Annotated in this window: 14 protein-coding genes and 1 CRISPR repeat array; of the genes, 11 read left to right on the top strand and 3 right to left on the bottom strand. The window is 69.3% G+C overall.

The annotated features are described in order from the left end of the window. Positions 1 to 48 precede the first annotated feature (48 nt). The 3 genes from Q0579_RS00070 to cas3 all read right to left on the bottom strand — a co-directional run bounded on the left by Q0579_RS00070 (position 49) and on the right by cas3 (position 6,443). A complete protein-coding gene (locus Q0579_RS00070; protein WP_298807965.1) occupies positions 49 to 2,913 on the bottom strand; it encodes a TonB-dependent receptor in 2,865 nt (954 codons plus the stop codon). 254 nt (positions 2,914 to 3,167) lie between these two features. Then, positions 3,168 to 3,854, bottom strand: a complete 687-nt coding sequence (locus tag Q0579_RS00065) for a DUF6445 family protein (RefSeq protein ID WP_298807865.1) — start codon at positions 3,852 to 3,854, stop codon at positions 3,168 to 3,170. Positions 3,855 to 3,920: 66 nt separating this feature from the next. After that, on the bottom strand, positions 3,921 to 6,443 hold the full coding sequence (gene cas3 / locus Q0579_RS00060; RefSeq protein ID WP_298807862.1) for a CRISPR-associated helicase Cas3': 2,523 nt from the start codon (positions 6,441 to 6,443) through the stop codon (positions 3,921 to 3,923). Between the two features lie 241 nt (positions 6,444 to 6,684). On the opposite strand from cas3, the gene drmD reads away from it, so the two are divergent. The 11 genes from drmD to cas2e all read left to right on the top strand — a co-directional run bounded on the left by drmD (position 6,685) and on the right by cas2e (position 25,641). Further along, positions 6,685 to 9,864 (top strand): DISARM system SNF2-like helicase DrmD, encoded by a 3,180-nt coding sequence (gene drmD, locus Q0579_RS00055; protein WP_298807964.1) that lies wholly within the window; start codon positions 6,685 to 6,687, stop codon positions 9,862 to 9,864. Beyond that, complete coding sequence (locus Q0579_RS00050) at positions 9,861 to 13,841, top strand: DNA methyltransferase (RefSeq protein ID WP_298807861.1); 3,981 nt, start codon at positions 9,861 to 9,863, stop codon at positions 13,839 to 13,841. The genes drmD and Q0579_RS00050 overlap by 4 nt, the downstream gene beginning before the upstream one ends. Next, positions 13,838 to 17,332, top strand: a complete 3,495-nt coding sequence (gene drmA / locus Q0579_RS00045) for a DISARM system helicase DrmA (RefSeq protein WP_298807860.1) — start codon at positions 13,838 to 13,840, stop codon at positions 17,330 to 17,332. The genes Q0579_RS00050 and drmA overlap by 4 nt, the downstream gene beginning before the upstream one ends. Next, on the top strand, positions 17,329 to 19,218 hold the full coding sequence (locus tag Q0579_RS00040; RefSeq protein ID WP_298807858.1) for a DUF1998 domain-containing protein: 1,890 nt from the start codon (positions 17,329 to 17,331) through the stop codon (positions 19,216 to 19,218). Before drmA ends, Q0579_RS00040 begins: the two co-directional genes overlap by 4 nt. 238 nt (positions 19,219 to 19,456) lie before the next feature. Continuing rightward, complete coding sequence (locus Q0579_RS00035) at positions 19,457 to 20,944, top strand: hypothetical protein (protein ID WP_298807856.1); 1,488 nt, start codon at positions 19,457 to 19,459, stop codon at positions 20,942 to 20,944. Continuing rightward, positions 20,934 to 21,470: a type I-E CRISPR-associated protein Cse2/CasB gene (gene casB, locus Q0579_RS00030; RefSeq protein WP_298807853.1), complete on the top strand. Its 537-nt coding sequence runs from the start codon at positions 20,934 to 20,936 to the stop codon at positions 21,468 to 21,470. The genes Q0579_RS00035 and casB overlap by 11 nt, the downstream gene beginning before the upstream one ends. A gap of 23 nt (positions 21,471 to 21,493) precedes the next feature. Further along, complete coding sequence (gene cas7e, locus Q0579_RS00025) at positions 21,494 to 22,708, top strand: type I-E CRISPR-associated protein Cas7/Cse4/CasC (RefSeq protein ID WP_298807851.1); 1,215 nt, start codon at positions 21,494 to 21,496, stop codon at positions 22,706 to 22,708. Then, positions 22,705 to 23,457, top strand: a complete 753-nt coding sequence (gene cas5e / locus Q0579_RS00020) for a type I-E CRISPR-associated protein Cas5/CasD (protein WP_298807849.1) — start codon at positions 22,705 to 22,707, stop codon at positions 23,455 to 23,457. The genes cas7e and cas5e overlap by 4 nt, the downstream gene beginning before the upstream one ends. Beyond that, positions 23,454 to 24,224, top strand: a complete 771-nt coding sequence (locus Q0579_RS00015) for a type I-E CRISPR-associated protein Cas6/Cse3/CasE (protein WP_298807847.1) — start codon at positions 23,454 to 23,456, stop codon at positions 24,222 to 24,224. The genes cas5e and Q0579_RS00015 overlap by 4 nt, the downstream gene beginning before the upstream one ends. Further along, positions 24,225 to 25,253 carry a type I-E CRISPR-associated endonuclease Cas1e gene (cas1e, locus tag Q0579_RS00010; protein WP_298807846.1) on the top strand — a complete coding sequence of 343 codons (1,029 nt, stop codon included), beginning with the start codon at positions 24,225 to 24,227 and terminating at the stop codon, positions 25,251 to 25,253. Between the two features lie 61 nt (positions 25,254 to 25,314). Beyond that, on the top strand, positions 25,315 to 25,641 hold the full coding sequence (gene cas2e, locus Q0579_RS00005; RefSeq protein ID WP_298807842.1) for a type I-E CRISPR-associated endoribonuclease Cas2e: 327 nt from the start codon (positions 25,315 to 25,317) through the stop codon (positions 25,639 to 25,641). A 60-nt stretch (positions 25,642 to 25,701) separates the two neighbouring features. Next, positions 25,702 to 26,035: direct repeats of the CRISPR family, unit length 29 nt; unit sequence GTCTCCCCCGCACCCGCGGGGATCGACCC. Between the last annotated feature and the right edge of the window lie 25 nt (positions 26,036 to 26,060).

Genomic DNA, 26,060 nt, shown 5'->3' with positions numbered 1-26,060 from the left:
GGCATCAAACGATGCAGGCGGCCCGAGGTCACCGAAGTCGAGCCGGCATCAAAACTTGTAGCTGATCCCGACGTAATAATCGCGACCGTAGCGCTGATAGTCGATGACCTGCCGCTTATCGCCGGTGTTGTAGGTGATGAACGGACGATCGGTCAGGTTCTTGCCCTGCGCCAGGATCGACAGGCCGCGCAGCGGGCCATCCTGGAATTCGTAACCGATCTGCGCGTCGAGGATCGCCTCTTCCTTGGCGGTGCGGAACGTCGGGTTGGCTGACAGACCCGCGACCTCGGCGAGGAACGACGAGCGGTAGCGATAGTTGGCGCGCGCCTGAAAACCCCACTTCTCGAAATAGATCGTGCCGCTGCCGGTCCAGTCGGACAGGCCGGGCAGCGTGATCGGCGCGGGGTTGTTGGCGTAACGGATCGTCGAATCGGTGTAATTGCCCGTCACGAACGCGCCGAAGCCGTCGAGCGCCGGCGTGATCATGCGGAACGGCAGCGACAGCGTCGCCTCCGCACCCAGGATCTCACCGCGGCCGGAATTGTCCGGGCGGCTGATCGTGCCGATCTGCTGACCATTGGCGATGACCTGCTGCTGCTGCGCGGCAGTCAGCGAGCTGAGCAGCGGCGTGAAGTCGAACGGGATCACGGTCGCCGGGTTCACGAAGTCGTCGAGCTTCTTGAAATAGCCGGAAAGCGCCACGTACCCGCCGCCGCTGCCGAAATACTTCTCAACCGAGATGTCGATGTTGGTCGACTGGTAAGGACGCAGCGACGTGTTGCCACCGTTCGAGCTGAACACGGGGTTCGCGGCGAACGGGACGACGCCGATGTTGCCGGGGCTGACGCTGACGTCCTGCGTGACACGCTCCTGATCCAGACGCGGCCGCACCATCGTACGCGACGCACCCAGCTTGACGTAACCGCCATCGATCAGCTCGACCGAGAAGGTAGCCGACGGCAGCACGCGCCAGAACTTTGCCCCTTCGTTCGCCGGGGCGATCGTGACGACGCCGTTGTTCAAACCGGCAATCTGTCCGTCCGAGCTCTGGTCGGTGTATACCGCCTGGACGCCCAGCGCGCCCTTGAGCGCCTTGCCGCTTACCTCGCCATCGACGGTGAGCTTGGCGTAGCCGGTGTAGACGTTCTCGGTCACGGTGTTGTCGCGCACCAGCGAGCCCGGACGACCGTCAAACGCCGCGTTCAGCGAATTGTTGTACAGGTACAGCGGGTTGAGCGTCAGCATCGCCGGGATGCCGAGGTACGTCAGCGGGATGTTGTTGCCCAGCTGCGCTTCGGCGGGCACGTTCGCCACGGTGGGCGTGCCGCTCGCCAAGATGCAGTTGGTGCCCGCACCCTTGGGGCACAGGAAGAAGGACGAATATTCGCTGGTCTTCTCGCGGCGGCTGTAGTTGGCGCCGACTTCCCAGCCCTTCACCACGCTGCCCTCGAACTCGCCGTTCAGGCTGGCGCGCAGCGACTTCAAATCATCCTTGAACTTCGGACGATTGAGGAAGCCCGACTGGACGACCTGCTGCGTGCCGTTGTTGCCCCAGCCCTGCGGGTCGGTCAGCTTGAAGATGTTGGTGTTGGTGTAGTCGAGCGTCGGCTTGAACGAATAGGTGCCGTTGCCGTTCTGCGTGACGGTGACCGTGTCGGCCACGCCGCCCTTCGAGAAACCGGTGCCGGTGTTGGTTTCCAGCAGGAAGTCGGTGCGGGTCGCGCGGCTCCAGCTCGCGTCGACGTTGAAGTGCGTCGTCTCGCCAATTTTGAAGTCGTTGTTCCAGCCGAGCGAGATGTTGTCCGCCTTGCGCTGGTTATAGTCGTTGCGCTGCACCGCGTAAACGTTGGAGAAGGTGCCGGTGGTCACGAACCCGTTCGCGACCGTCGTGTTACCCAGAACGGTGCCGCCAGGATTGTCGGGCGTGCGCGCCTGGCCATCGAGCGGGAACTCAATCCCGCGCAGGTACTGCGTTTCCTTGAAGTTCGAGTAGAGCGCGTCGAAGGTCGAGTGGAAATTGTCGGACGGCTGCCATTCGAGCGTCGCGACCGCGCCGTAGCGCTCCAGCTCGTTCGACTGGACATAGGGCTTCGCTCCGCTCAGGCGATACGGGTCGGCTGCGGTACCTGCGCCGTTATAGCCCCAGGCATTGTAGCGCTCGTTCTGCGTCGGCGCCTTCGTGCCCGAAACGCCGATCGCGATGCCGAACGTGTCGTCCGCAAACTTGTCGACGTAGGTGGCGGAGCCACGATAGCCGTAGCGCGACAGCTCGGGGTTCAGGTTGTCGATGCCGTTCATCTGCCCGCGCGCGTTAATCGCGAACACGCGCTGCGACTGGTCGAGCGGACGCAGCATACGCAGGTCAACCGTGCCCGAGATACCGGCGGCGATCAGCGATGCGTCGGCCGACTTGTACACGTTGACGTTGCGGAAGAACTCCGACGGATATTGGTCGTATTCGACGCCGCGGTTGTCGCCGACGGTCACCTGCTCGCGCCCGTTCAAGAGCGTGGTCGAGAAATCGGGGCCGAGGCCGCGGATCGACAGGCGCTGGTCGCGGCCTTCGAGGCGCTGCGCGGTGACGCCCGGAATACGCGCCAGCGAATCGGCGATCGACACGTCGGGCAGCTTGCCCACGTCCTCGGCCGAGACCGAGTCGACGATCAGCGTCGAGCGGCGCTTGATGTCGGCCGACTTGGCGAGACCGGCGCGGATGCCGGTGACGACGATGTCGGTGCCCTCACCCACGCCGGTGTCGGTCGTGGTCGGGTCGGGGTTGGCGTTCGCATCCGGGGTGGGATCGGCGGGCGGGGTCGCCTGCGTCGCGGTGATCGCGCCGGTCGGGTTCGCGGTCGGCGCATTGGGGTCGGCGGGTGCCTCCTGCGCGAAGGCGGTGCCGCCGGCGAGCAGCATGACCCCGGCAATGGTGAGCGCACTGGTGCGCAGGCCAAGCTGCGCGCGAGCGGAAAACGACGATGAATGCGAAACGGACACGTGAACCTCCCCCAAGCCACACCTCCGCGCGCCACGCGCGAGGTGCTTATGCGGCGTGATAGATGTCGGTTAGGCCCGGTCGGGTCTTAGTCACAAGAAAGCCACATACGTATTCAGCCGCCTGTGGACATGGACGGCGTGCTCGCTGTGGCAGCGATGTCACACGCAGATGGTCAACCGCGCGCGTCGAGGAAGGTGTTGACCGTCAACCGCCCGTCATAGGGATCGGCGCTGAACGACATGCCCGCAGGGATGTCAGCGCAGTGAAGCGTGTTGGAGCGGTAAAGGATGGCGCGGTTGAAGCGGCCTTGATGGCGTGCGACCTGCTCGAACAGCGGCGATGTCGCATCGACATAGCCGGCGCCCGGCATCCCATGACGCGCCAGATCGTCGGCGAGCGCGGCGCGATAGGCGGGCAGCCGGGTGGCATCGATCGATTCGTACCCGGTCGAGCGCTGCCGATAGAAGGCGGTGCCGCTCGCTTCATCCTCCGACAGGTAATGGAGCAGCGCCAGGCGGGTCGGCGACACTTCGTCGAAATGCGGCAGCCGCTGGATCGGCGCGAGCGCATCCGGCGGTGTGGTCACGACCGAGTAGAAACTGTCGACCACGCTCAGGTCGGTGAGACCGAACACGTCGCGCGCGACCGGTGCGAGCGCGGCGACGAACGGGCGCAGCACGGCCTCGGGCACGACCGCGCGGACGCCGGGGTAATGGTCTCCGATCCGCGCGAAGGCGAGAAAGGTCGCATCCTCACGCAACCCGTGCGGATCGGGCGCGAATGCGTCGATCACGACAACGGGCTGTTCCTCGCTGCCGTGCGTCGTGACGCGAAGCTGCCACTGGTCGCTGATCGTCATGCGCGGCGCGATGCCACAAGCCGCGCCTTCACCCAAGCGGATGTGGCTCACGCAAGCTGATGCGGCTCACGCAAGCGCGTGCAGGCCCCATTGATCGTAACCGAAGCACCTGGTGCCAAGGTGGAAGCTATTCGCGTCGATCAGTTGCGGTTCGTCGCGCGCGCCGATGCCGCGCGCCATGTGATGCGGGATCGCGATGCGGGTCACCACGCCCCCGAACGGACTGGCGAGCGGTTCGGGCAGATCGACCAGCAGGTCGCGCGCGCCGAGCCGGGTGGCGACCTCCTCGTCAACGTCGGCGAACGTCAGCGTGCGGAACGGTTGCGACAGATCGAGCGCGATGCGGCGCGCACTCTCGGCCGCGGCATGGTCGCCGCCCGCGCGCTCGTTCGCGTGATTGCTCCACACGATGTCGCCTGCGATCACTGCGGCCAACGCCTCTGGGTGGAGCGCGCGTTCGACCAGCCGGCGGTTGTCGCGCGGAATGACGATCTCGGGTGTGTCCTCCAGCAGGCGAAGCGTCGCCTCGAGTTGCACGACGTTGGGGTAAACGCTGCCGAGCCCGTGGCGCGCGCCGTTCGTCTTGCCGAGCAGCGGCGACAGGTCGCGCTCGGGCGGGCGCAGCACGAGCACGCGCGCCTGCGCGAACGCACCGCGATCCTCGCGCGCGTGACGATGCAGCCGACCGATCCGCTGCAGCAGCACGTCGATCGGCGCCAGGTCGGTGACGAGGAAGTCGCTATCGATATCGAGCGACTGTTCCAGCGTCTGCGTGCCGACCAGCACCTGCCCGCGCGCCAGCCGGCCCTTGCCGAACGCGCGTTCGACTGCGGTGTCCAGCCGTTCGCGATCGTCGCGCGCGAAGCGGCCGTGGTGGAGCGTCGCGACGCGCTCGACCCGGAACGCAAGGTCGGGCGCGGTGTCGGCCACTGCCTGCACCACTGCCACTGCGCCGGCGACGCTGTTGCGCACCACCAGCACCGACGCACCTTCGCGCGCCGCTTGAACCGCGTGCGCGGCGATCGCGTCGGCGTCATGCATCAGCGCGGCGACGTCGACCGCGACGTGCTTGCCCGCGCGCGCCGCAGCCGTAGCGGGTCGGAGTGGCACGGCACTGCCCGACAGCGCGGGGTACGGCTGCGCTTCCGCCGCGGCGAGCGGTGGCGTGTCTGTGTGGAGCAAGCGGGCGCGGGCCGATGCGCCGAGCGTCGCCGACAGCAGCAACGCATGGCCGCCGACCGCGACGTGGTGGTCGAGCAACCGTGCGAGCAGTTCGGACATGTAGTGGTCCGACGCGTGGACCTCGTCGACCACCAGCAGGCTGCGCGACAGCATGCCGGCGCGGAACAGCGCGTGCTTGACCGGCAGGATACCGAGCAGCGCCTGGTCGATCGTGCCGACCGCGACACGCGCGGCAAGAAAATTGAGGCTCCGCTCCGCCGCCCAGCGCGCGTCGGGTGCGCCGCGACCGGCCGCATCGTCATCCCAGCGCACCGCGTAGCCGGGCAGCGCCTGCCCGTTCGCGTCGCCGGCGCGCAGATAGCCGGGCACCGCGAGCATCGCCTCGGGCGCGTTCTTGTGCCACACGCGCTTCAGCATCGCGTTGACGCGGGCGTGGAGTTGCACCGCGGCCGAGCGCGTCGGCAGCGCGAAGAACAGCCCGTCGACCTGCCCGCGCCGCCGGAGCTCGAGCCAGCGCCACAGCGCCGCCTCGGTCTTGCCCGATCCGGTCTCGGCCTCGATCAGCGCGACCGCGCCGAGATCGTCGCGCGCGGCGTCAGTCTGGAAGGCGTGCGGGGTGAAGCCGAACGCTTGCGCGAAATCGCCCGGAGGCGTGTCGAGTGGCAGGAACCCGCGGGCGTGCGCGGCGGCGCGGACCTGCTCGACGCGCAGCGGTTCGCGCGCCGAGCCGTGCGGTGCCCCGACCGGCAGACGGCGCGTGTCGGAACCGAGCCAGTCGGCGAGCGTCACCAGCCCGGCGAACAGCGCGACCAGCCGCGGCGCGTCGGGCAGCGGCGCGCCCGCCTGCCACGCCAGCGGCCAGCGCGCGCGAACCGCGTCGATTACCGGCACGACATGACGCGCGGGGTCATCGGCTTTGATCCACCAATGCTCATTGTGTCTGGTCCAGCGGCCGGTGTGCACCGCGGCGTCGACGTGAAACTCGGACAAAGGGCGGCCATGATGCGCCATCACGGCAGCCAAATATTCGCGTGCCTCCCAATCATGCACCATCGCGTTCAGCGTCCGCGCCGCCTCACCGCGGCTCAGCACCGAATGGTTGAGCAGCGCCGCGACCGGCCCCGTGTGGCTGACCTTGTCCCTGACCTTAGGATCGATCCGGGCTTGAAAGCCCCGGTTGGCCTTGCCGATGTCGTGCAGCGCCGCGAGCGCACACAGCCGCGCGATGTCCTGCGCGCTCAGCACGCGGCCCGCGGCAGCCGTGAGCGGCGCGCGCCACGCATCGACCACCACCTCCATCGCGGCGCCGATGTCGAGACAATGGTCGACCAGCGGCAATGCCGCGGCCAGCGCGCCGTCATCGTCGCGCGCCAGTTTTGCCCAGGGTTTGTCGTGCGTGATCGTCATGACACCCCTCCTGCACGTCTAACCTAACGCGCGCCGGCGCCTGATCGAACGTCATTGCTTACAGCTTGGCGCGCTAGCTGCTGCAAACCCGCAAACCACGTTGGACACCACCGAAGCGGATGCATCCCGGTTTGGCTTGGCGGCAGTGTTTGCGCACGCTGCGATGCGACGCACAGGGAGGAGTGGCGCATGACCGACGCGGGCAGCCGACTGCGCCACGCCCACGCCCGCACCACCGGGCATCGGCCAGTTCGTGTCGCTGCGCGGGCGCTTGTGGATGGTCGAGGCGCAGCCCGGCCATCCTCTCGAAGGACATCGGCTCGCCTGTATCGACGACGACGCGAGCGGCGAGGAAGCGCAGGTGCTGTGGGGCACGGAGGTCGACGCGCGCCTGCACGACGAAGAGGCATGGGCGTCGCTCGGCCAGCCGGGCGCGCGCGGCGGCGGCGACGCGGCGACCTTCTCCGCTTATCTGCGCACGGTGCGCTGGCGCACCGCGACCGCCGCCGAGCGCGACCTGTTTCAGGCGCCGTTCCGCGCCGGCATCCGGCTTGATCCCTACCAGCTACTGCCCCTGCGAAAGGCGCTGCGGTTGCCGCGCGTCAACTTGCTGATCGCGGACGACGTTGGCCTGGGCAAAACGGTGGAGGCCGGGCTGGTGCTGCGCGAGCTGCTGCTGCGCCGGCGCGTCGATTTTACCCTGGTACTCGCGCCGCCGTCGATGACGCAGCAATGGCGCGACGAGTTGCAGACCAAATTCGGGCTCAGTTTCGAGATCGTCGACGCCGACCATCTAGAGGCGCTCCGGCGGCGGCGCGGTTACGGTGCCAATCCCTGGGCCGCTGGATCACGCTTCATTCTGTCACACCGGCTGCTCGGCGACGAAACCTATGTCGCGGGCCTGCGCGACGTGCTGGAGGATTTCCGCGCACGCTCGCTGCTGATCCTCGACGAAGCGCATCAAGCAGCACCGGCGGGCAGCGGACGCTACGCGATCGAGAGCCAGTTCACGCGTGCCTTGCGCGACCTGTCCGAGCGTTTCGAGCACCGATTGTTCCTGTCGGCAACCCCGCACAACGGCCATTCCAACAGTTTCACGACCTTGCTCGAACTGCTTGATCCGCAGCGCTTCACGCGCGGCGTGCCCGTCCGCGCCGCCGACCTAGAACCGGTCATGGTGCGCCGGTTGAAAAGCGATCTGCGCGCGCTCGGCGAAGCCTTTCCCGAGCGGGTGGTCGAGGCGGTGCTGATCGACGACCTGCCCGCCGACGCGCCCGAACTGGTGCTCGCGGCGATGCTCGCCGATTACCGCTCGTTGCGCGAGCGGCGGATCGCGCGCGCCTCGGGTGCGCAGCGCGCGCGGGCGCGGCTCGCCTTTGTCGGATTACAACAGCGGCTGCTGTCATCGATCGCCGCTTTTGCGCGGACGTTGCGGGTCCATATCGCTGGGCTCGACCGCGCAATCGCGGGTGAGCGCGTCGGCCTCACCGCGGTGACGAGTAATTCCGAGACCAGGGCGGGGAGCGACGAACAGGCCGCGCTCGACCTGCTGGCGCAGCGCGACGCGGCTGCGGCCGAGGCGGCGGCGCTTGCCGGGGCGCGAGCCGCGTCGGCGGAGCAGCTGCGCGCCGAACGCGCGCACGCCGCGGCGATGCTCGAGATAGCGGAAGGCGCGCGCGGTGCGCCCGACGCGCGGGTGCGCTGGATCGTCGACTGGGCGCGCACGCACCTGCAGCAGCCCGACGGGCGCTGGCACGAGCGGCGGTTGATCCTGTTTACCGAATATGAGGACACGCGGCGCTGGTTGCAGCGACAGCTGCAGGTGCTGCTCGACCCCGACGACGCATGTGAGGCGGAGCGGATCGACAGCTTCACCGGCGTGACGACGCCCGAGCGGCGCGAGGCGATCAAGCGCGCGTTCAACGATCCTGCGGCACCCTTACGCATCCTGATCTGCACCGATGCCGCGCGCGAGGGGATCAATCTGCAGGCGCAATGCCATGATCTGATCCACGTCGATCTGCCGTGGAACCCGTCGCGGCTGGAACAGCGCAACGGCCGCATCGATCGTAAGCTGCAACCCAGCCCGGTCGTGTTCTGCCGTTATTTCAGCTACGCACAGCGACCCGAGGACGTCGTGCTGGGTGCGCTGGTGCGCAAGACCGAGCTGATCCGCCAGCAGCTCGGCTCCGCCGGGCAGGTGCTGGGTGCGCGGATCGCCGATCGGCTGGCGCAGGCGGGGATCGACCGCGGCGCGGCGCAGGCGCTGGCGGATCGGGTGCGCGACGAGGAGGCGGACGCGCGCGTGCGCGCCGCAATGCGCGACCTCGACGACGGCACGGAGGCGCGGCTGGCGCGGTTGCGGCGCGAGCAGGCCGATCTCGCCATCGCGCTGGAACAAGCGCGTGCGCGCGTCGGCGTCGATCCATCGGAACTGCAATCGGTCGTCGGGCTGGCGCTCGCGCAGGCGGGCGGTGCATGGCGCGAAGCCGCGACCTTCGGCGACACGCCCGTCCTCGCGCTCGACGAGCAGGCACCCGCCTTCGCGCACGATCCGAGCTGGTCGGTGATGCTGGACGAGTTGCGCGCACGGCCGATGCGCGGCGACGAGCGTGCGCGCGACTGGCGGCAGTCGCGCGACGCCGCGGTGCGCCGCATCAGCTTCGCACCCGCGATCCTGCCCGACGGGCGCGACGCGGGCGATGTCGTCCACCTGCACCTCGAACACCGGCTGGTGCGCCGGCTGCTCGGCCGCTTCATCTCCGCCGGGTTCCGCCACGGACTGGAGCGCGCCTGCGCCATCCGCACCGCGGCCACGCCGGCGCCGCGCGTCGTGCTGCTCGGCCGGTTGGCCCTCTACGGCGAAGGCGCGGCGCGGTTGCACGAGGAGATGGTGAGCGTCGCCGCCGACTGGCGCGATCGCAGCATCCATGATGCGCCCCTGCGCGCGCTGGCCGAGGGCCGCGACGCAGAGGCGCGCGTGCTCGATCACCTGCTCGCCGCGCTTCGCACCGCGCAGGACGCCGACCACGACATCGCCGAGCGCGCGACCGCCGCCGCCGCGCGTGACGTCGCCGACCTGCGACCGGTGCTGGAGGCGCGGGCCGCGCAGCGGGTCGAGCGCGTTGCGGGCGAGATCACGCGCCGCGCCGCCGCCGAGGCACGCGGGCTCGAAACACTACTGGAGGCGCGGATCGCCCGCATCCGGCGCGAGCGCGGGCAGGATGACGCGCAGCTCGCACTGTTGCTCGACCCCGCCGAAGCGCGGCAGCGCGCCGCCGACCGCCGCTCTTGGGCGCGCGCGGCGACGCGGCTCGACGACGAACTGGTGCGCGAACCCGAGCGGCTGCGGGCCGCCGCGCGCATCTGCGCGACACGGGTCGAGCCGATCGGCCTCGTCTATCTCTGGCCCGACGCATGAGCGGACCGGTTCCGGGCGGAGCGCACGACTGGATCGGTTATCTCCAGCCGGTCGGGCTCGTCGTCGCCCCCGCCGCGCTCGCGCGCATCGGGCTGTGGCCCGCGCCGCAAAGCGCGGTGGATGGCGAGGCGGTGGCGCACGCGATGCCGCAGGGCAAAGGCGGTCGGAGCGCAGGCGATTACTGGCCGCTGTTCCGCGACGTGCTCGGCTGGCCCGCCGGGCAGGTGGCGGGGGCACCGGACGGGCCGATGCTGCCCGAGGCATGCCGCTTCGCCTTTAGCGAACAGGACACATTGCTCGAACCCGATTGGGCGGTACTGGACGCGGATGGCGCGCCGCAATTGCTGGTGCGCGTCGAGCGTGACACGCTGGTGCTCGATCGTCGCGGCGCGCTCGAGGGGTGGGAAGCGACTGCGCAGCAGCGGTTCGAGCGATTGCTGCGCGAAACCGGCGTACTCGCCGGCGTGATCATCGGTGCGCGCGAGACCGGGCGATCGGCGCGCGAGGGGGATGAGCATGATGCGATCGAGCCGGTGCTGCGCCTGGTCGTCGCACCGCGCGGCGAAGCATCGGGGCACATTACCTGGCCGCTCACACCGCTCGCCACGACCGCGGGACGCGGCATGCTGGCGGGATTGAAGCTGCTGCTCGACGCCCACGCGCTGTTCACCGGGCCGCCGTCGCACCGCCTGCCCTCGATCCTGGCGGAAAGCCGCGCCGCGCAGGCCGACGTATCGTCGCGCCTGTCAGGTCAGGTGCTCGCCAGTCTGCACGAACTGCTGCGCGGATTGGATGCCGCTGCGCCGCAGCGCATCCGGGCGCTCGCCGCGCATCGGCCGCAGCATCTGTACGAGGGCGTGCTGACCGTGCTGCTGCGGCTGATCTTCATCCTCTACGCCGAGGATCGCGGGCTGATGCCGTCGGCGGCGGGCGGTGCTGCGGCGTCACTGTACGAGCAGGGATATGCGCTCGGCGGGCTGCACCTGCGGCTGCGCGACGATGCGGCGCTCTACCCCGACACGATCGACGACCGGCGCGGTGCCTGGGGTCGGCTGCTGGCGTTGTTCCGGCTGGTCGATCGTGGGCACGCATCGGGGTTCATGCAGGCGCGCGGCGGCACCTTGTTCAGTGAGCATGCCTTTCCCTTTCTGCTCGGGCGCGACGAGCCGGACGAGCTCGAGCAGGTGTTGCCGGTCAGCGACGGCTGCGTGCTGCGCGTGCTCGACAATCTGCTGATGCTCGGCGGGGAGCGCGTCGCGTACCGGGCGCTCAGCGTCGAGCAGATCGGTGCGGTCTATGAAACGGTGATGGGTTTCACCGCCATGTGCGCGGATGCGCCGATGCTCGCGATCCGCGCGGGCAAGGACAATCGCGTCCCCGTCTGGGTCGATCTGGTCGCCCTGGCACAGACGAAACCGGGCGAGCGCGAGAAGCTGCTGAAGGCGTGGACCGGGCGCGGCGCGTTCCCGGCCGCGGTCGCGCAAGCCTTGCGCGCGGCCGAAGGCGCGGATGCGGTCGCCGCCGCACTTTCGACTATCGCCGATCTGCGCGCCTGCCCGCGCCGCACGCCCGTGCCCACCGGTACGCCGGTGCTGCAGCCCACCGACGAGCGCCGTCGCACCGGCAGCCATTACACCCCGCGTGCCTTGACGCAGCCGATCGTCACCCACGCGCTCGCCCCCGCGTTCGCGCGGATCGGCCCCGATGCGCGCGCGGCGGACGTGCTCGACCTGAAGGTCTGCGATCCCGCCGCCGGATCGGGCGCGTTCCTGGTCGAGGCGTGCCGGCAATTGGGCGAGCGGCTGGTCACCGCCTGGGCACGCTGGCCGGCGCAGCGCCCGACGATCCCGGCGGACGAGGACGAGCTGCTGCATGCCAAGCGGCTGGTCGCGCAGCATTGCCTGCGCGGCGTCGATCGCAACCCGCTCGCGATCGACCTCGCCAAATTGTCGTTGTGGCTCGAAACGCTGGCGAGCGCGCACGAATTCACCTTTCTCGACGGCGTGCTGCGCGCGGGTGACAGCCTGGTCGGCTTGCCCAATCCGAAGATCGTCGCGGTGACCTGGGACAAGGTGTCGCAGCAGCATGGCTTCGTCGAGGCGATCGTGCGCGACGGCATCGACGCCGCGGCCGAGCTGCGCCGGTTGATGCGGGTGGAGGCGGAGATCGCGCCTTATGCCGCGCAGGAACGCCGCCACCGCGCCGCCGCAACCGCGCTGCGGCGCGCGCATCTGGTCGCCGACGCGGTGCTCCACGCCTTTTTCGCGGGCACGAGCAAGCGCGACCGCGACGCGCGGCTAGCCGAGGTGCAGCAATGCGTGCTCGCACCCAATGACGCGAGTTGGGCGCGGCTGGAGGCGTGGCAGGCGGCGCTCGGCAGCACCCCGATCGGCATCGCGAGCTTCCACTGGGAGCTGGAGTTCGAGGACGTGTTCAGCCGCCCCAATCCGGGGTTCGACGCGATCGTCGGCAATCCCCCGTTCGCGGGCAAGAACACCATCGCCGCGGGTCATGCCGCTGCCTACCCGGACTGGCTCAAGACGCTGCACGCGGGCGCGCACGGTAACGCCGATCTGTGCGCGCACTTCTTTCGTCGTGCATTCAGACTGCTGCGCCGCGGCGGCGCGTTCGGGCTGATCGCGACCAACACGATCCGCCAGGGCGATACGCGCGAGACGGGGCTTGCCCGCATCCTCGCCGACGGCGGCACGATCACGCGCGCGGTCAGCCGCCATCAATGGGAGGGCGATGCGGCCGTCGTCGTCGCGCAGGTGTTCGTACAGCGCGGCGAGCACGCGGGCGACGCGGTGCCGGTGCTCGACGGGCGACCGGTGCGACGGATCTCGGCATATCTGATGGAGGGAGAGCTGGATGCGTCGCCTGCTGCGCTGCGCGCGAACGCGGGGACGGCGTTCGCGGGTTACGAGCTCTACGGAATGGGCTTCACCTTTGATGATGCGAAAGCAGCCAAGGACCAAGTGTCCTCGATCGCCGCGATGATGACGCTAATTGATGAGAATCCACGCAACGCTGCAGTTATCCGACCCTATCTGGGGGGCGAAGAAGTAAACAATTCCCCGGTTCATTCGCCACATCGCTTCACCATCGATTTTGGAAACCGCCCGCTACGTCGCGCCTGCCGGGCTCATTGGGCATCGCTGTCGAGAGCCGAGCAAGAACGAGAACAATGCAGTGGTATCGCCGCACCCGATTTCGCCGACAGTGTTGCAGCAGACTGGCCCGCCTTGCTTTCCATTGTCGAGCATAAGGTGAAGCCGGAGCGAGACCGGCTAGGCGACAATGGTGTCGATCGCCGTCGCAAGCAGATGTGGTGGCAGTTTGGCGTTTCCGCCAAAAACCTTACAAACGCGCTTGGCGAATTGCCCCGCGGTCATTGTCTCGTCGTCAACCGCGGCGCCGCGCCTCACATCGCCTTTGCCAAAGTAAGCAAGGATTTTTGCCTCGGTAAAACCTTGGCTGTTTTCGCACTTTCCTCCGACGCTGCCTTTGCAACGCTGCAATCGCGCGTGCACGAAGTCTGGGCGCGCTTTTTCGCGTCGTCGATGAAAGACGACCTCCGCTACACCCCGTCCGACTGCTTCGAGACCTTCCCGCTGCCACCCGACTATGCCGATGCACCCGCGCTGGAGCAGGCGGGGCAGCGCTACCATGACGCGCGCGCCGCGTTGATGGTGGCGCGGAACCAGGGCATGACGCCGACCTACAATCGCTTCCACCGCGGGGACGACATCGCGGCGCTGCGCACGCTGCACGACGAGATGGACCGCGCGGTGCTCGCCGCCTACGGCTGGCACGACCTCGCCGAGGCTGCCGCGCCGGCGTTCCTCGATGCCGGGTGCGAGGACGATCACCGCTATCAGCGCCGGCTGTTCTGGCCCGCGCCCTTTCGCGACGCCGTGCTCGCGCGGCTGCTGCGCTTGAACGAGGAACGCGCGCGCATGGAGCAAATGCAATGAGCGCCGCGACCGTGCGTACCGAGCTGGTGCACCGCCTGCGCCGCAACCTGATCGGGCCGTCCGAGGCGGAGGACGCCGACCTCGCGTGCGAGCGGTTGCCGCCCGGCGAGAGCCCGGCGCGCTGGTACCTGTCGGGCTTCATCGCGCCGTCGGGCGAGCTGACGCACGAGCCCGCCTTTCCGGCCGATGCGGACACCGACGAGGTCGACGCATTTCTGCCTGAGATCGACGCGTGGAGCGTCGCGGGCGCGGCGGGCGCGCTCGACGAGGAGGGAGGGGAGGCCCCCGCCGCGCGCCGCCGCTTCCTACCGAGTGCGATCGGCCTGGCAACGATGATCGACCCCGACGTGCGTGCGCTGGAGGTGGAGGTCGGCTGGGGCGATTACGTGCCCGAACCGCCGCTGCCGCCCGAGCTGCTGGAGGCGGGCGGCGACCAGCGTGACGCGTCCATCAGCTGGCGGCGCGTGCCACGTCGCTGCACGCTGACGCTCGCGCTGCCAGCTGCCGAAGCGGGGATCGCGCGCGTCGCGCTGCCTGGATCGGGCGCGACGGCGCGCGGCGGTGGCGGGCTCGAGCTGGCGGTGCGCGCGCGGCCGTTCGCGTTGACGCTGGCGAGCGGAGCGGTGCGCGCGGTGCAGGTCGTCACCGTGTTCGTCGTCAACAAGCGCTCGGAGCCGCCGTCGCGCTACCGCGACCTCGCCTACGCCTATCAGGTTCGGCTCGACCTCACCTGCGCCGCGGGGTTCGTCGCGCAGGCCGATCTGTCGCGGGTCGCGCGCGACGATTGGGATGATCAGCTCGCCGATCTCCATTACCGCGACGCCGCCTCCTACGCCGCCGGGCTCGGCTGCGCGGCGACGCACCAGGTGGACGCCGATGGAGTCGTGCGCCGCATCCACACCACGCATCTGCCGCGCGCCGCGGTGGAGCGTACGGTCGCCGCCGCGGTGCCCGGTGCGACGTTCGCGATGGATCGCCTCGCCGCACTCGCCCACGACGATGCGGCAGGACTGCGCAGCGCGCTCGCGCCGCTGGTCGCGACCTATGCCGACTGGTCGAGCGCGCAAGCCGCCGGCGCGGCCGCGCCCGACATCGCGGAGGCGCCGCAGCGCGTGCGTACCGCGGAGGCGCTTATCGCCGCACAGGCCGAGGCGCGCGCGCGGATCGCCGCGGGGATCGCGCTGGTCACCGACGATGCACGCGTACGCACCGCGTTCGAGATCGCCAACCGCGCCGTTGCGGACGCGACCCGCGCGCGTCGCCCCACCGATACGGAGCCATCGTGGCGCCCGTTCCAGCTCGCCTTTATCCTGCTCAATGTGTCGGGCATGGCCGATCCGCGCCACGCCGATCGCGAGATCGCCGATCTGCTGTTCTTCCCGACTGGCGGCGGCAAGACCGAGGCGTATCTGGGACTCGCCGCCTTCACCATCGCGTTTCGGCGGCTGGGGGCAGCGGGGCTGCTCGGCGCGGGCGTGGCGGTGATCATGCGCTACACGCTGCGGCTGTTGACGCTCGATCAACTCGGCCGCGCTGCCGGGCTGGTGTGTGCGCTCGAGCTGCTGCGCACCGGGCCCGATTACCAGGATGCGAACGGCCGTCCGATGCTCGGCGACTGGCCAATCGAGATCGGACTGTGGGTCGGATCGGACGCGAGCCCCAACCGGCTCGGCCGGCGCGGCGACAAGAGCGAGGGCACCGCGGTACGCCGCGTGCGCGCCTATACCAGCGGACGCGACAGCCGCGCACCCGCGCCGATCAAGGCGTGTCCGTGGTGCGGCACCGCCTTTACGCCCCAGAGCTTCGCCTGCGTGCCGAACGCCGACGCGCCGACCAACCTGGAGCTGCGCTGCGTCAACCCCGCCTGCGCGTTCACGGGCGACCGTGCGCTGCCGATCGTCACCGTCGACGAGGCGATCTACCGCCGCCTGCCCGCATTCCTGATCGCCACGGTCGACAAGTTCGCGGCATTGCCGTGGAGTGGCCAGGCAGGCGCGTTCTTCGGCCACGTCGACCGCGCCGACGCGACCGGCTTCTACGGCGCGGCCGAACCGGGGGTCGGGCGTCCCCTGGACGAGGGGCACCGGCTCGCGCCGCCCGACCTCGTCATTCAGGACGAATTACACCTGATCTCAGGGCCGCTCGGCACGATCGCGGGCTTGTACGAGGCCGCAATCGACGCGCTCGCGACGCGGCACGGCGGCGGGCAGCGGGTGCGCCCCAAGATCGTCGCCTCGACCGCCACCGTGCGCCGCGCGCGCGACCAGATCGCGAGCCTGTTCGACCGTGCCGACACGCGCATCTTTCCACCGCCGGGCATCGACCGCCGCGACAGTTTCTTCGCGCTGACGCGGGCGGAGAGCGACGCCGACCCGGCGCGCTGGTACGTCGGGATTGCGGCGGCGGGGCGCGGGCCCAAATTGGTGTTCCTCCAGGCGCTCGTCACGCTGCTGGGTGGGGCGCAGGGGCTCACGCAGGAGGATAACGGCGCGAACGAGGGCGACACCGACGCGTACCTGACCGCCTTGTGCTTTTTCAACGCGCTGCGCGAACTGGGCGGCGCGCGCCGCATCGTGGAGGACGAGGTCGCCAACCGGCTGGCGCATTACGGCACGCGTCGCCGCCGCGCCGAGCCCGCCGACCAACCGTTCGGCGACCGCGCGCTCGGCGAGCCGGTCGAGCTCACCTCGCGCGTGTCGACCGATCAGGTCGCGGCGGCGAAGCGGCGGCTGGAGGCGCGGTTCGGCGCGGCGGTCGCGGGCAGCGTGGGCGGCGACGAGCCGGTCGATGTCGCGCTCGCCACCAACATGATTTCGGTTGGGCTCGACATCGACCGGCTCGGGCTGATGCTGGTGCAGGGACAGCCGAAGACCGCGGCCGAATATATCCAGGCGACCAGCCGCGTTGGGCGCAGCGCGGAGCGCCCCGGCCTGGTCGTCGTCGTGCTCAACGTCCATCGCCCGCGCGACCGGATGCATTTCGAGCAGTTCCGCCACTTCCACGACACCTTCTATCGCTCGGTCGAGGCGACCAGCGTCACGCCCTGGTCGCCGCGCGCGCTCGACCGCGCGCTTGCCGCAGTGGTGGTGGCGATCGCGCGCCACCTCGATCCGACGCTGACGCCGTCGGGCGCGGTCGACGCGCTGGGGCAGGCGCCCGAGACGCGCGCCGCGGTGATCCGCCACCTGGTCGAGCGTGCGCCCGCGACGATCGAGGGTGGTCGCGCGCGCCTTGCTGAGACGATCGCGCAACTGCTCGACGACTGGGTCACGATCGCCGCCGAACAGACCGCGGCGGGGGGCCGCTTCTCCTACGAGGATCGCCCGCAGCGCCTGCTCTACCCGCCGCTCGACCCGGTGATCGTCAATCTGCCGCCCGCGCAGCAGCGCTTCCAGGCCGGCTGGAGCATGCGCGACGTCGAGGCGAGCGTGCTGATCAAGCCGCGCGGCCCGGCGGGCGAGCGCGTCAGCGGTGCAGGAGACATGAGTTGAGCGCCAAACCCGTCACGCTGCGCGCATCGCAGCTCATCATCGGCTTTGGCCCCGGTGCGATGGTCGACCTGCCGACGCGCTCGGTCGTGATCGGCGGGCTCGACCTGTGGCACATGCGCGAGGCGGGCAGCTGGCGACCGATCGTCGAACCGCGCGCGGTCGCGGTGCTCGAAACGCTGCTTCGCGGCAACGGCCGGCTCGGCGAGGATCAGCGGCTCGGCCTGCGCACCCCGCCCGTCCACGACGATGCGCGACGCGAGAGCGGCGCGAGCGAGCCGCCGGGCGTCGAAGCGCGGATCTTTCCCGCCTGGTTCGTCGCGCGCGATGCGGAGGAAGCGGGCGAGGTGCGCCGCCGCCGGCTGGTGCGCTGGCGCGATCTAGACCCGCGCGGTCGCGCCGACTTCGTCGACGACGACGGGCGCCGCGTCGCCGTGACCCCGATCCGCTTCGTCGCGGGCTGTCGCAAGGGGCATCTCCAGGACATCGATTGGGGCTACACCGTTCATATCGGCGCGGAGGAGCGCTGCGTGCAGCCGCTCTGGCTGGAGGAACGTGGCACCTCGGGCGATCCGGCGTCGACCCGCGTCGTATGCGGCTGTGGCGCGTCGCTGTCGCTGAAGGACGCGCAGGCGAGCGGCATCCTGGGTGCGTGTCGCGGCCGGCGACCGTGGCTGCGCAGCGACGAGCCCGACGGGTGCCGCGAGAATCTGCGCTTCCTCAGCCGCACCGCGACCAACGCCTATTTCCCGCAAGTGCTGACCGTCATCTCGTTGCCCGCGGCCGAGGATGATCTGACCGCGCTGGTGGAGGAACATCTCGACGCGATCGATTGGGTCGAAACGGTGGTCGAGATGGGACTGGCGCGCCGCGCCAACCCCATCCTGCGCGCCGCGTTCGATGGCTGGAGCGACGCCGACGTGGTCGCGCGCGTCGCGCAGGTACGCGTGGCCGGTCGCCAGGCGCTGGCGCGCGCGCCCAAGGCGGCGGAGTTCGACCTGCTCGCCTCCGGGCTCGACGTGATCGGGTCCGACGCGCCCGACGCGCGGTTGCATGCGCGGACGCTGCGTCGCGCCGACTGGGACGGCAGCAACGGGGACGCGGCACGCGCGCGGCTCGCCCCGATCGAAGCCGTGGTCGCGGTTCACCGCTTGCGCGAGGTCGCCTGCCTGTACGGCTTCACCCGCTTCGAGGCCGCGCCGACCGCGATCGACGGCGACCTGGAGGAATTGCACATCGCGGTCGAAGGCGCCGCGCTCGCCACCGAGCTGGAGTGGCTACCCGCCGCCGAGCAGCTCGGCGAGGGGCTGTTCCTGCGCTTCTCGGCGCAGGCGATCCGCGACTGGCTCGCGCGGCCCGCGGTGCTGGCGCGCGGCGAGGCGCTGTACAGCGGGTGGGAACGCTGGCGTGCCAACCAGCCGTTCGGCGACAAGCTGCACTTCCCGCGACTGGCCTATTACGCGATCCACGGCTTCAGCCACGCGCTGATGAACGAGATCGCGCTCGACTGCGGCTATCCCGCGACCGCGCTGAAGGAGCGGCTTTACGCCATCGTCGACGAGGAGGGCGAACGCTTCGGCCTGCTGCTCTACACCGCCTCGACCGGCGCGCAGGGCACATTGGGCGGGCTGATCGCGGTGCTGCCGCGGCTGGGCGCGATCATCGAGCGCGCGCTCGACCGGCTGGCGCTCTGCTCGGGCGATCCGATCTGCGCCGAGCACAACCCCGACACCCACGCCGACGAGCGCGCGCTGAGCGGGGCCGCCTGCCACGCCTGCCTGCTGGTCGCGGAAACGAGCTGCGAGGCGCGCAACCTCTACCTTGACCGCGCCCTTACCGCACCGACCGTGCTGACCGGTGCGGCGGCGTTGTTCGGCACCGCCGCGTGAGTAACGCTCAAATTGTTGGCGGATGATGCGCGTGCAATTGTAAGTTGACGCGTGTTTTCTTTGGCGAACGAAGCAGGAACAGTTTTGACATCGCAACAATCAGGTGGCAGCTTCGCGTGATGAAGCCTTTGCATTCGAGCGATCATCCAAGCGGACGTGCGCCGACCAATTCGGCCGCAGCGGTATCGTCGGCGCTCGCATGCGGTCGTAGCACGTCATCAAAGCATCGGACCCAGGCGTGATGATCGGCTGGCGCGACGGCGATGGCGCGTCGCATAACGGCTCGCTGTTCGCCACCTTCGCCGCGCTCGCGCGTGGGGAGGCGTGGAGCTTTCCTGCGCTGCGCCCGCACCAGCGCGAGCCGTGGCACGCCTTTACGGTGCAGGTGGCCGCACTCGCGCTGATCAACGCGGAGCGCGACGATCTGCCGGGCGATGAGGCCGCGTGGCGCGATCTGCTGAACGCACTGACCCCCGACTGCCCCGAAGCCTGGATGCTCGTGGTCGACGATTGGACCAAGCCCGCGCTGCTGCAACCGCCGCTGGTCGCCGCGACCGATCGCGCCGCGTACAAGAACCGCCTACCCACGCCGGACGCGCTCGACATGCTCGTGACCGCGAAAAATCACGACGTGAAGCAGGAGCGAATGGCGCAGGGGCAAGAGCAGGAATGGCTCTTCGCACTCGTCACGTTGCAGACGAGTTCGGCATACGGCGGCGCAAAGACTTACGGTTCGAGCCGAATGAATGGTAAGACGGGTAGTCGGCTCATAGCACGCATTTTCCCATCTGGCGGGGCAGCAGCCGCGTTCCGACGAGATACGCATATACTTGTTCAGGCCGCCGCAGGCGAAGCATCTAAGAAGGCGCTGCTTTGGCTGGAGTCAAATGACGGCACTTCGTCACTGTCAATCAAGGATTTGGCACCAAGCCTTTACGTTGATACCGCGCGCCGTATTCGGATATCGAACACTCGAGGTAAATTGGAGGCATATTACGCGACCTCTAACGTTGCCCGCATCGCCGCAGATCTAGTGTCCGGCCTTACCGGTGATCCCTGGGCGCCAGTGAAAGAGACTGGTGATGCCAGTATAACGCCTAAACAAGAGACCTTCGGTTACAGGGGGTTTGCGCGTGTTCTGAAATCGAAGCTGCCCCTTCTTGCACAGACACATGTTAGCGATGATGTGACGCAACTCTCCATCAGCATGGCTGCGCTTGTTCGCCGTGGTGGCACCGATACGAACACCGAGGGATTGCACCGCCGCGAGGTACGGCTCACGCGGCTAGAGCAACTCGGCAATGAAGAGTCTGCCGCGCTCGACCGCGTCGGTGAGGTCGCTCAAAAGCGCGCGGGCGAGGCGAGCGAGGCCGGTCGGCGGCTCCGACGCGCACTGATCGCGCTAGTTCAGGGCGGACCCGATCAGGCGCGGCTCGACGATGAGGCGGCAAAGAAGAAAACCGAGCCGTGGCTGAAACGCTTCGACAAGGTGGTCGACGACGAATTCTTCGATGCGCCCTTCTGGTCGGAAGCCGCGCATGACGAGGGCAATCACCGGATGGTGTGGCGCACCCGGCTCGGCGCGATCGCGTCGGCGGTGTTCGATGACGCCGCGCGCGCGGCACCACGCACCGAGGTTCGCCGCATCCGCGCACATGCACGCGCGCGCGCGCTGCTCGACGGTCAGATGGTGAAGTGGATGAACGAGGTGCTGTATGGCGAGTAACCCGGCCGCTTCCGCCGATACCAAGGACCCGGTCGCCTCGATCGCAGGCCAGATCGTCTATCTGTCGACGGGTGACCGCGCGCAATTGCGCCGCATCTATCTGACCGGCAGGCACGAGGCAGACGGCGTGGTCATCCGACTGCTGCACCGCGCCGACGTGACGGTGCCGCACAGGCCCGAGGCGTTTCGACCGTGGCGGCTGCTCGCGCATTGCGCCGCGCTCCTGTCGGGTACCCCGGCGGCGCAAGCGCATGCGACGGGCAAGCGGCTGGGCACGGCGCTGCACACGATCGGCTTGTCGGAGAACCGACTGCTGCGGCTCACCGCCGTGCGCGGAGACGCGCTCGACGCGCAGGTGATCCGCGCGGTGCGGATGCTTGCGCAACACGGCGAGCGGCCGGTCAATTTGTGGACATTGTTTGATCTCGTCGGAAACGACGAGATGAGGGCGGAAGCCGCGCGCCTTCGTATCGCGCAGGATTATTACGCCGCCAAGGCGCGGTCGGACAAAGGGGATGACGAGTGACGACTGATGCAAGCAGCAGCGTGGTGCCTAAGTTCATCCAGATCCATTTCCTCGCGGCCTGGCCCGGCGCGCTGCTCAACCGCGACGATGCCGGGCTCGCCAAGCGGCTACCATTCGGCACTGCGGTGCGCACGCGCATCTCGTCGCAGTGCCTCAAACGCCATTGGCGCAAGGCCGACGACCGCCACGCGATCCACGAACTCGCCAAGCAGAACGGCGTCGAGGGCGTCCGCTCCAAGCTCGCGATCGAGCGCGAGGCAACGGGGCCGCTGCGCGCGCGGTTCGAGAAGGACATGGTCGACGCCGTCGAGGAGGCGTTCCTCATCAAATTCTACGGCAAGAATGCCAGGGACAAACAGCAGCGTCAGGCATTGCTGTTCGGCCGCCCGGAACTCGCGTGGTTGCGCGAGGAAGCGGAGCGCCTGCTATCCGAGAGCGCCAGCGCCGCCGGGGTCAAGGCGGCGGCGGAGCTCTGGGTCAAGGAACAGAAAAACAATCTGAACCAGTTGCGCGACCAGAATGCACTCGCCGCCTCGCTCGAAGCCGCGTTGTTCGGGCGCATGGTGACCAGCGACACGCGCGCCAACCGCGATGCCGCGATCCACGTCGCGCATGCCTTCACCGTCCACGCCGAACAGGCCGAGCTCGATTATTTCACCGTCGTCGACGATCTGCGCGACCGCGAACAGGGTGACGACGCCGGCGCTGCCGGCGTGTTCGATACCGAGCTCACCTCAGGCCTTTATTACGGCTATGTCGTGGTCGACGTACCGCTGCTCGTCTCCAACCTGACCGGCTGCGCACGCAGCGATTGGGCCGGCGAGCACGATCGCGCGCTCGCCGCGCAGGTGGTCGAGCACCTCGTCCACCTCGTCGCCGAGGTGTCGCCGGGCGCCAAGAAAGGCTCAACCGCGCCGTACAGCCGCGCCGAGCTGGTGCTGGTCGAGGCGGGCGACCGCCAGCCGCGCACGCTCGCCAACGCGTTCCGCGACGCGGTGGAACTGAACCCTCGCGATTCCAACGGTTCGCTTGGAAACCGTACCGCAGAAAAACTCGCCCGGCATCTCGCCGCGATGGACGCGATGTATGACACCGGCGAAGCGCGGGCCCACGCGGCGCTTCCCGACCTGTCGCTCGATCTGCCCGAGCTTCTGCAGCAAGCTATCCCGGGTAAGAGCCTGCGCGACCTCGCCGCCTGGGCGGGCACCGCCGTGCGCGACGCGAGCGTGCCGGCGTGAGGTACCTGCTGCTCGACCTCGACGCTCCGTTGATGAGCTTCGGCGGCGACGTGGTCGACGCGAACGGGGTGGCGCGCGACTTTCCCGCCAAATCGATGATCGCGGGGCTGTTCGCCAACGCGCTCGGCTGGGAGCGTTTCGATGTCGCTGCCCACGCGGCATTGCAGGCACGGTTGACGATCGGCTCGGCACGCGTGGCCGAAGGCGAGCGAATGCAGGACTTTCAGACCGCGAAGCTGGAGGCCGGTGACCGCGGCTGGACGACGCGCGGCCGGGTCGAAGGGCGCGCAGGCGGCGCCGACACCTACAAGTCGCCGCACATCCGCTACCGCGACATGGACGCCGACGCGCGCGTGCTGGTCGCGTGCCGGCTCTCGCCGGCCGATGCGGCGCCGACGCTCGACGATCTGGCGGCAGCGCTCACACGGCCCGAGCGGCCGCTGTTCATCGGGCGCAAGCCGTTCGTCCCGTCGCGCCCGCTGCTGCTCGGCGACGTCGAAGCCGGCACGATCCGCGACGCGCTGACGATCGGCCTCACCATGCTCGCCGATACGCCCCACCGCGACAGCGTGCGCGCGCAATGGCCCCATGGCGAGCCGACAGGCGACGCGCTGGCCCAGGCAGAGGCGGTGGAGGCGCAGGAAGACGCGCTCACCGACGAACGCTTCTGGCCCTCCGGCGTCCATGCGGGGCTGCGCCGCGTGTTCCACGGTCGGCTCCCCTGGCCGGTGAGCGAGGCGGCGGCGTGACGCTGCACCTCTTGCGGGTCGGCGTGAACATGACCGCGCTGCATCGCTTCGCGGTAGCGCGGCGGCTCGACGACGACGATCTGGGCTACGCGCTCCACGCCGCATCGATCGCGCGTTACGGCGCCGCCGCACCCCGCCCGTTCCGCTTCCTGCCCGACCATCCGCGCGGCAGCCACCTGCTCGGCTATCTCACTGATCCGGATGCGCTGTTCGACGCTGCCGCGCTGCCGCTCGCCGACGACCTGGTCGCCGATATCTTTACCGGCGCGCCGCAGGTGCAGGCGATGCCCGCGCACTGGCGTGAATGCGCGCGCTTCGGCTTCGAGCTGCGCGTGCGTCCCGTTGTCCGCTTCGGCAAACGTGCCCGCGCCGCGCGCGGCGAGCGCGATGGTACGTGGCAACCGCGCGCCGGCGAGATCGACGCCTATGTTGCAGCATGCGAACGCGCAGTCCTGGCCGAAGGCGACGTGGACACGATTGGACGCGAGAGCGTCTACACCGCCTGGCTCGATGAGCGCATCGCAGGCGCGGCCACGCTGGAGCAGGTGACCTTGCGCGATTTCCGCCGCACCCGCACACGCCGCAGCACACATGCCAACACGGGCGCGCGCACCCGCGCGATCGAGGGGCCGGACGCGCTGATGATTGGAACGCTCAGCGTCAGCGATCCCGCAGCCTTCGCCGACCTGCTCGCGCGCGGTGTTGGACGGCACGCGGGCTTCGGCTTCGGCATGCTGCTGCTCGCACCGGCGACGCGCGGCGGCTAGATGCTGTCGGGTCGCCTGGGACTGGAGCGTTCGCGCATCCCCCACGCCGACCGGCACGGCCTCGTGTGGCTCGACCGCGGTCGGTTGGAGGTGGAGAATGGCTGCCTGCGCTTCGTGACGACCGGCAGCGATGCGCTGGGCGCGGGCGATTATCAAATCCCCTATCACGCCATCTCGATCGTGCTGCTGGGCCCCGGATCGAGCGTGACGCACGATGCGCTCAGGCTGCTCGCCCGGCACGGCTGCGCACTCGCGGCGATCGGTGATGGCGCGGTGCGCTTCTACACCGCGCCGCCGTTGATGCCCGATACCTCGGCGCTGGCGCGCGCGCAGGTGCGGCGCTGGGCCGATCCGAAACAGCGGATGGAGGTGGCGCGCGCGATGTACGCGATGCGCTTCGGCGAGATCGTGCGCACGCGCGACATTGCGGTGCTGCGCGGGCAGGAAGGTGCGCGGATCAAGCGCGCCTATGTGCTCGCCGCCGAGCGGCACGGCATCCCCTGGGGCGGCCGGCGCTACGACCGCGAGAACCCGGAAGCGGGCGATCTCGCCAACCGGGCGATCAACCACGCCGGCGCGGCGATGACGGCGGCAGCGAGCGTCGCGGTCGCGGCCGTCGGTGCGATCCCGCAGCTCGGCTTCGTCCACGAGGATTCGGGTCAGAGCTTCGTGCTCGATATCGCCGACCTGTACCGGCACGACGTGCTGCTCGACATCGCCTTTTCCGCCGTGCGCGAAGCGCGCGGGCGGGGCGCCGCGCCGATCGAGCGGCTGGTGCGCAAGCGCGCGGCGCTGCTCTTTCGTCAGCGCAGTGTCATTCCCGGCATGATCGATCGCATCAAGACACTGTTACTTCCCGGCGGCGAGGATGCGGCGTTGCCTTCGGGTGACGAGGCCGGCGGCGACCCTTCGCCCCATTTGGCGCGCGCTGCGGCCGGCGGCCCTACCCCGGCAGCGCGCGATGATGTCGTGTCCGGTGCGAGCAACGGGCGAACATTCCCTAGGGCGACAAAGGGAGGCTCGTCGTGACCGGCGCGCCTTCCGCACCTCCAAGCGCGATCAGGCCCACTGCCGCCAGGCCATACCGCTGATGCCGCTTACCGTTGTCATCACCCGCGACGTCGAGGATCGCTACCGCGGGCTGCTCGGCTCGGCGATGCTCGAACTCGCCCCAGGCGTCTACGCGCAGCCGCGCATGAGCGCAGGCGTGCGTGGCCGCATTTGGGCCGTAGTGGAGGAATGGCACAACCGCCTACGCCGCGGCAGCATCGTCATGTGCTGGGCCGAACCCGCCTCGGCAGGCGGGCTCGGCCTGTCGACGCTCGGCGAACCGCCGAAGGAGGTGATAGCACACGACGGCCTCCTCCTCGTCCGCCGCGCGCTGTCGGGGGCGGTGGACGCGTCCGGGCGCTCCTGAACGAAGCGGCGCCTGGGGTTCTTTGACATTGTGCGGAATAACAATATGCTAGGTGGCAGAGTCTCCCCCGCACCCGCGGGGATCGACCCAGCCATTGCAGCGACGGCGTGTGATGAATGAGGTCTCCCCCGCACCCGCGGGGATCGACCCTGAGTCTTGCGCCTATAGATGACGCCCACGTGGTCTCCCCCGCACCCGCGGGGATCGACCCATTGCGGACGATTATCTTGAGACGCTAGATGGGTCTCCCCCGCACCCGCGGGGATCGACCCGAGTCATCGTTCTTCCGCGGCAAAGATGCGAAGTCTCCCCCGCACCCGCGGGGATCGACCCCACGTTCGTGAGGACGCCGCAACTTCGCGGCGGTCTCCCCCGCACCCGCGGGGATCGACCCGAGTCATCGTTCTTCCGCGGCAAAG

It is taken from the genome of uncultured Sphingomonas sp. (assembly GCF_936927845.1).
Taxonomy (GTDB): Bacteria; Pseudomonadota; Alphaproteobacteria; order Sphingomonadales; family Sphingomonadaceae; genus Sphingomonas.
Note: the sequence above shows the minus strand (reverse complement) of the source record. Positions and strands in the feature narration are given on the sequence as shown.

Bases quoted from the DNA above. Each gene is read 5' to 3' on its own strand.
- cas1e (WP_298807846.1), top strand. From the start codon at position 24,225: ATGCTGTCGGGTCGCCTGGGACTGGAGCGTTCGCGCATCCCCCACGCC.
- Q0579_RS00070 (WP_298807965.1), bottom strand. From the start codon at position 2,913: ATGCTGCTCGCCGGCGGCACCGCCTTCGCGCAGGAGGCACCCGCCGAC.
- cas3 (WP_298807862.1), bottom strand. From the start codon at position 6,443: ATGACGATCACGCACGACAAACCCTGGGCAAAACTGGCGCGCGACGAT.
- drmA (WP_298807860.1), top strand. From the start codon at position 13,838: ATGAGCGCCGCGACCGTGCGTACCGAGCTGGTGCACCGCCTGCGCCGC.
- Q0579_RS00050 (WP_298807861.1), top strand. From the start codon at position 9,861: ATGAGCGGACCGGTTCCGGGCGGAGCGCACGACTGGATCGGTTATCTC.
- casB (WP_298807853.1), top strand. From the start codon at position 20,934: ATGGCGAGTAACCCGGCCGCTTCCGCCGATACCAAGGACCCGGTCGCC.
- Q0579_RS00065 (WP_298807865.1), bottom strand. From the start codon at position 3,854: ATGACGATCAGCGACCAGTGGCAGCTTCGCGTCACGACGCACGGCAGC.
- cas2e (WP_298807842.1), top strand. From the start codon at position 25,315: ATGCCGCTTACCGTTGTCATCACCCGCGACGTCGAGGATCGCTACCGC.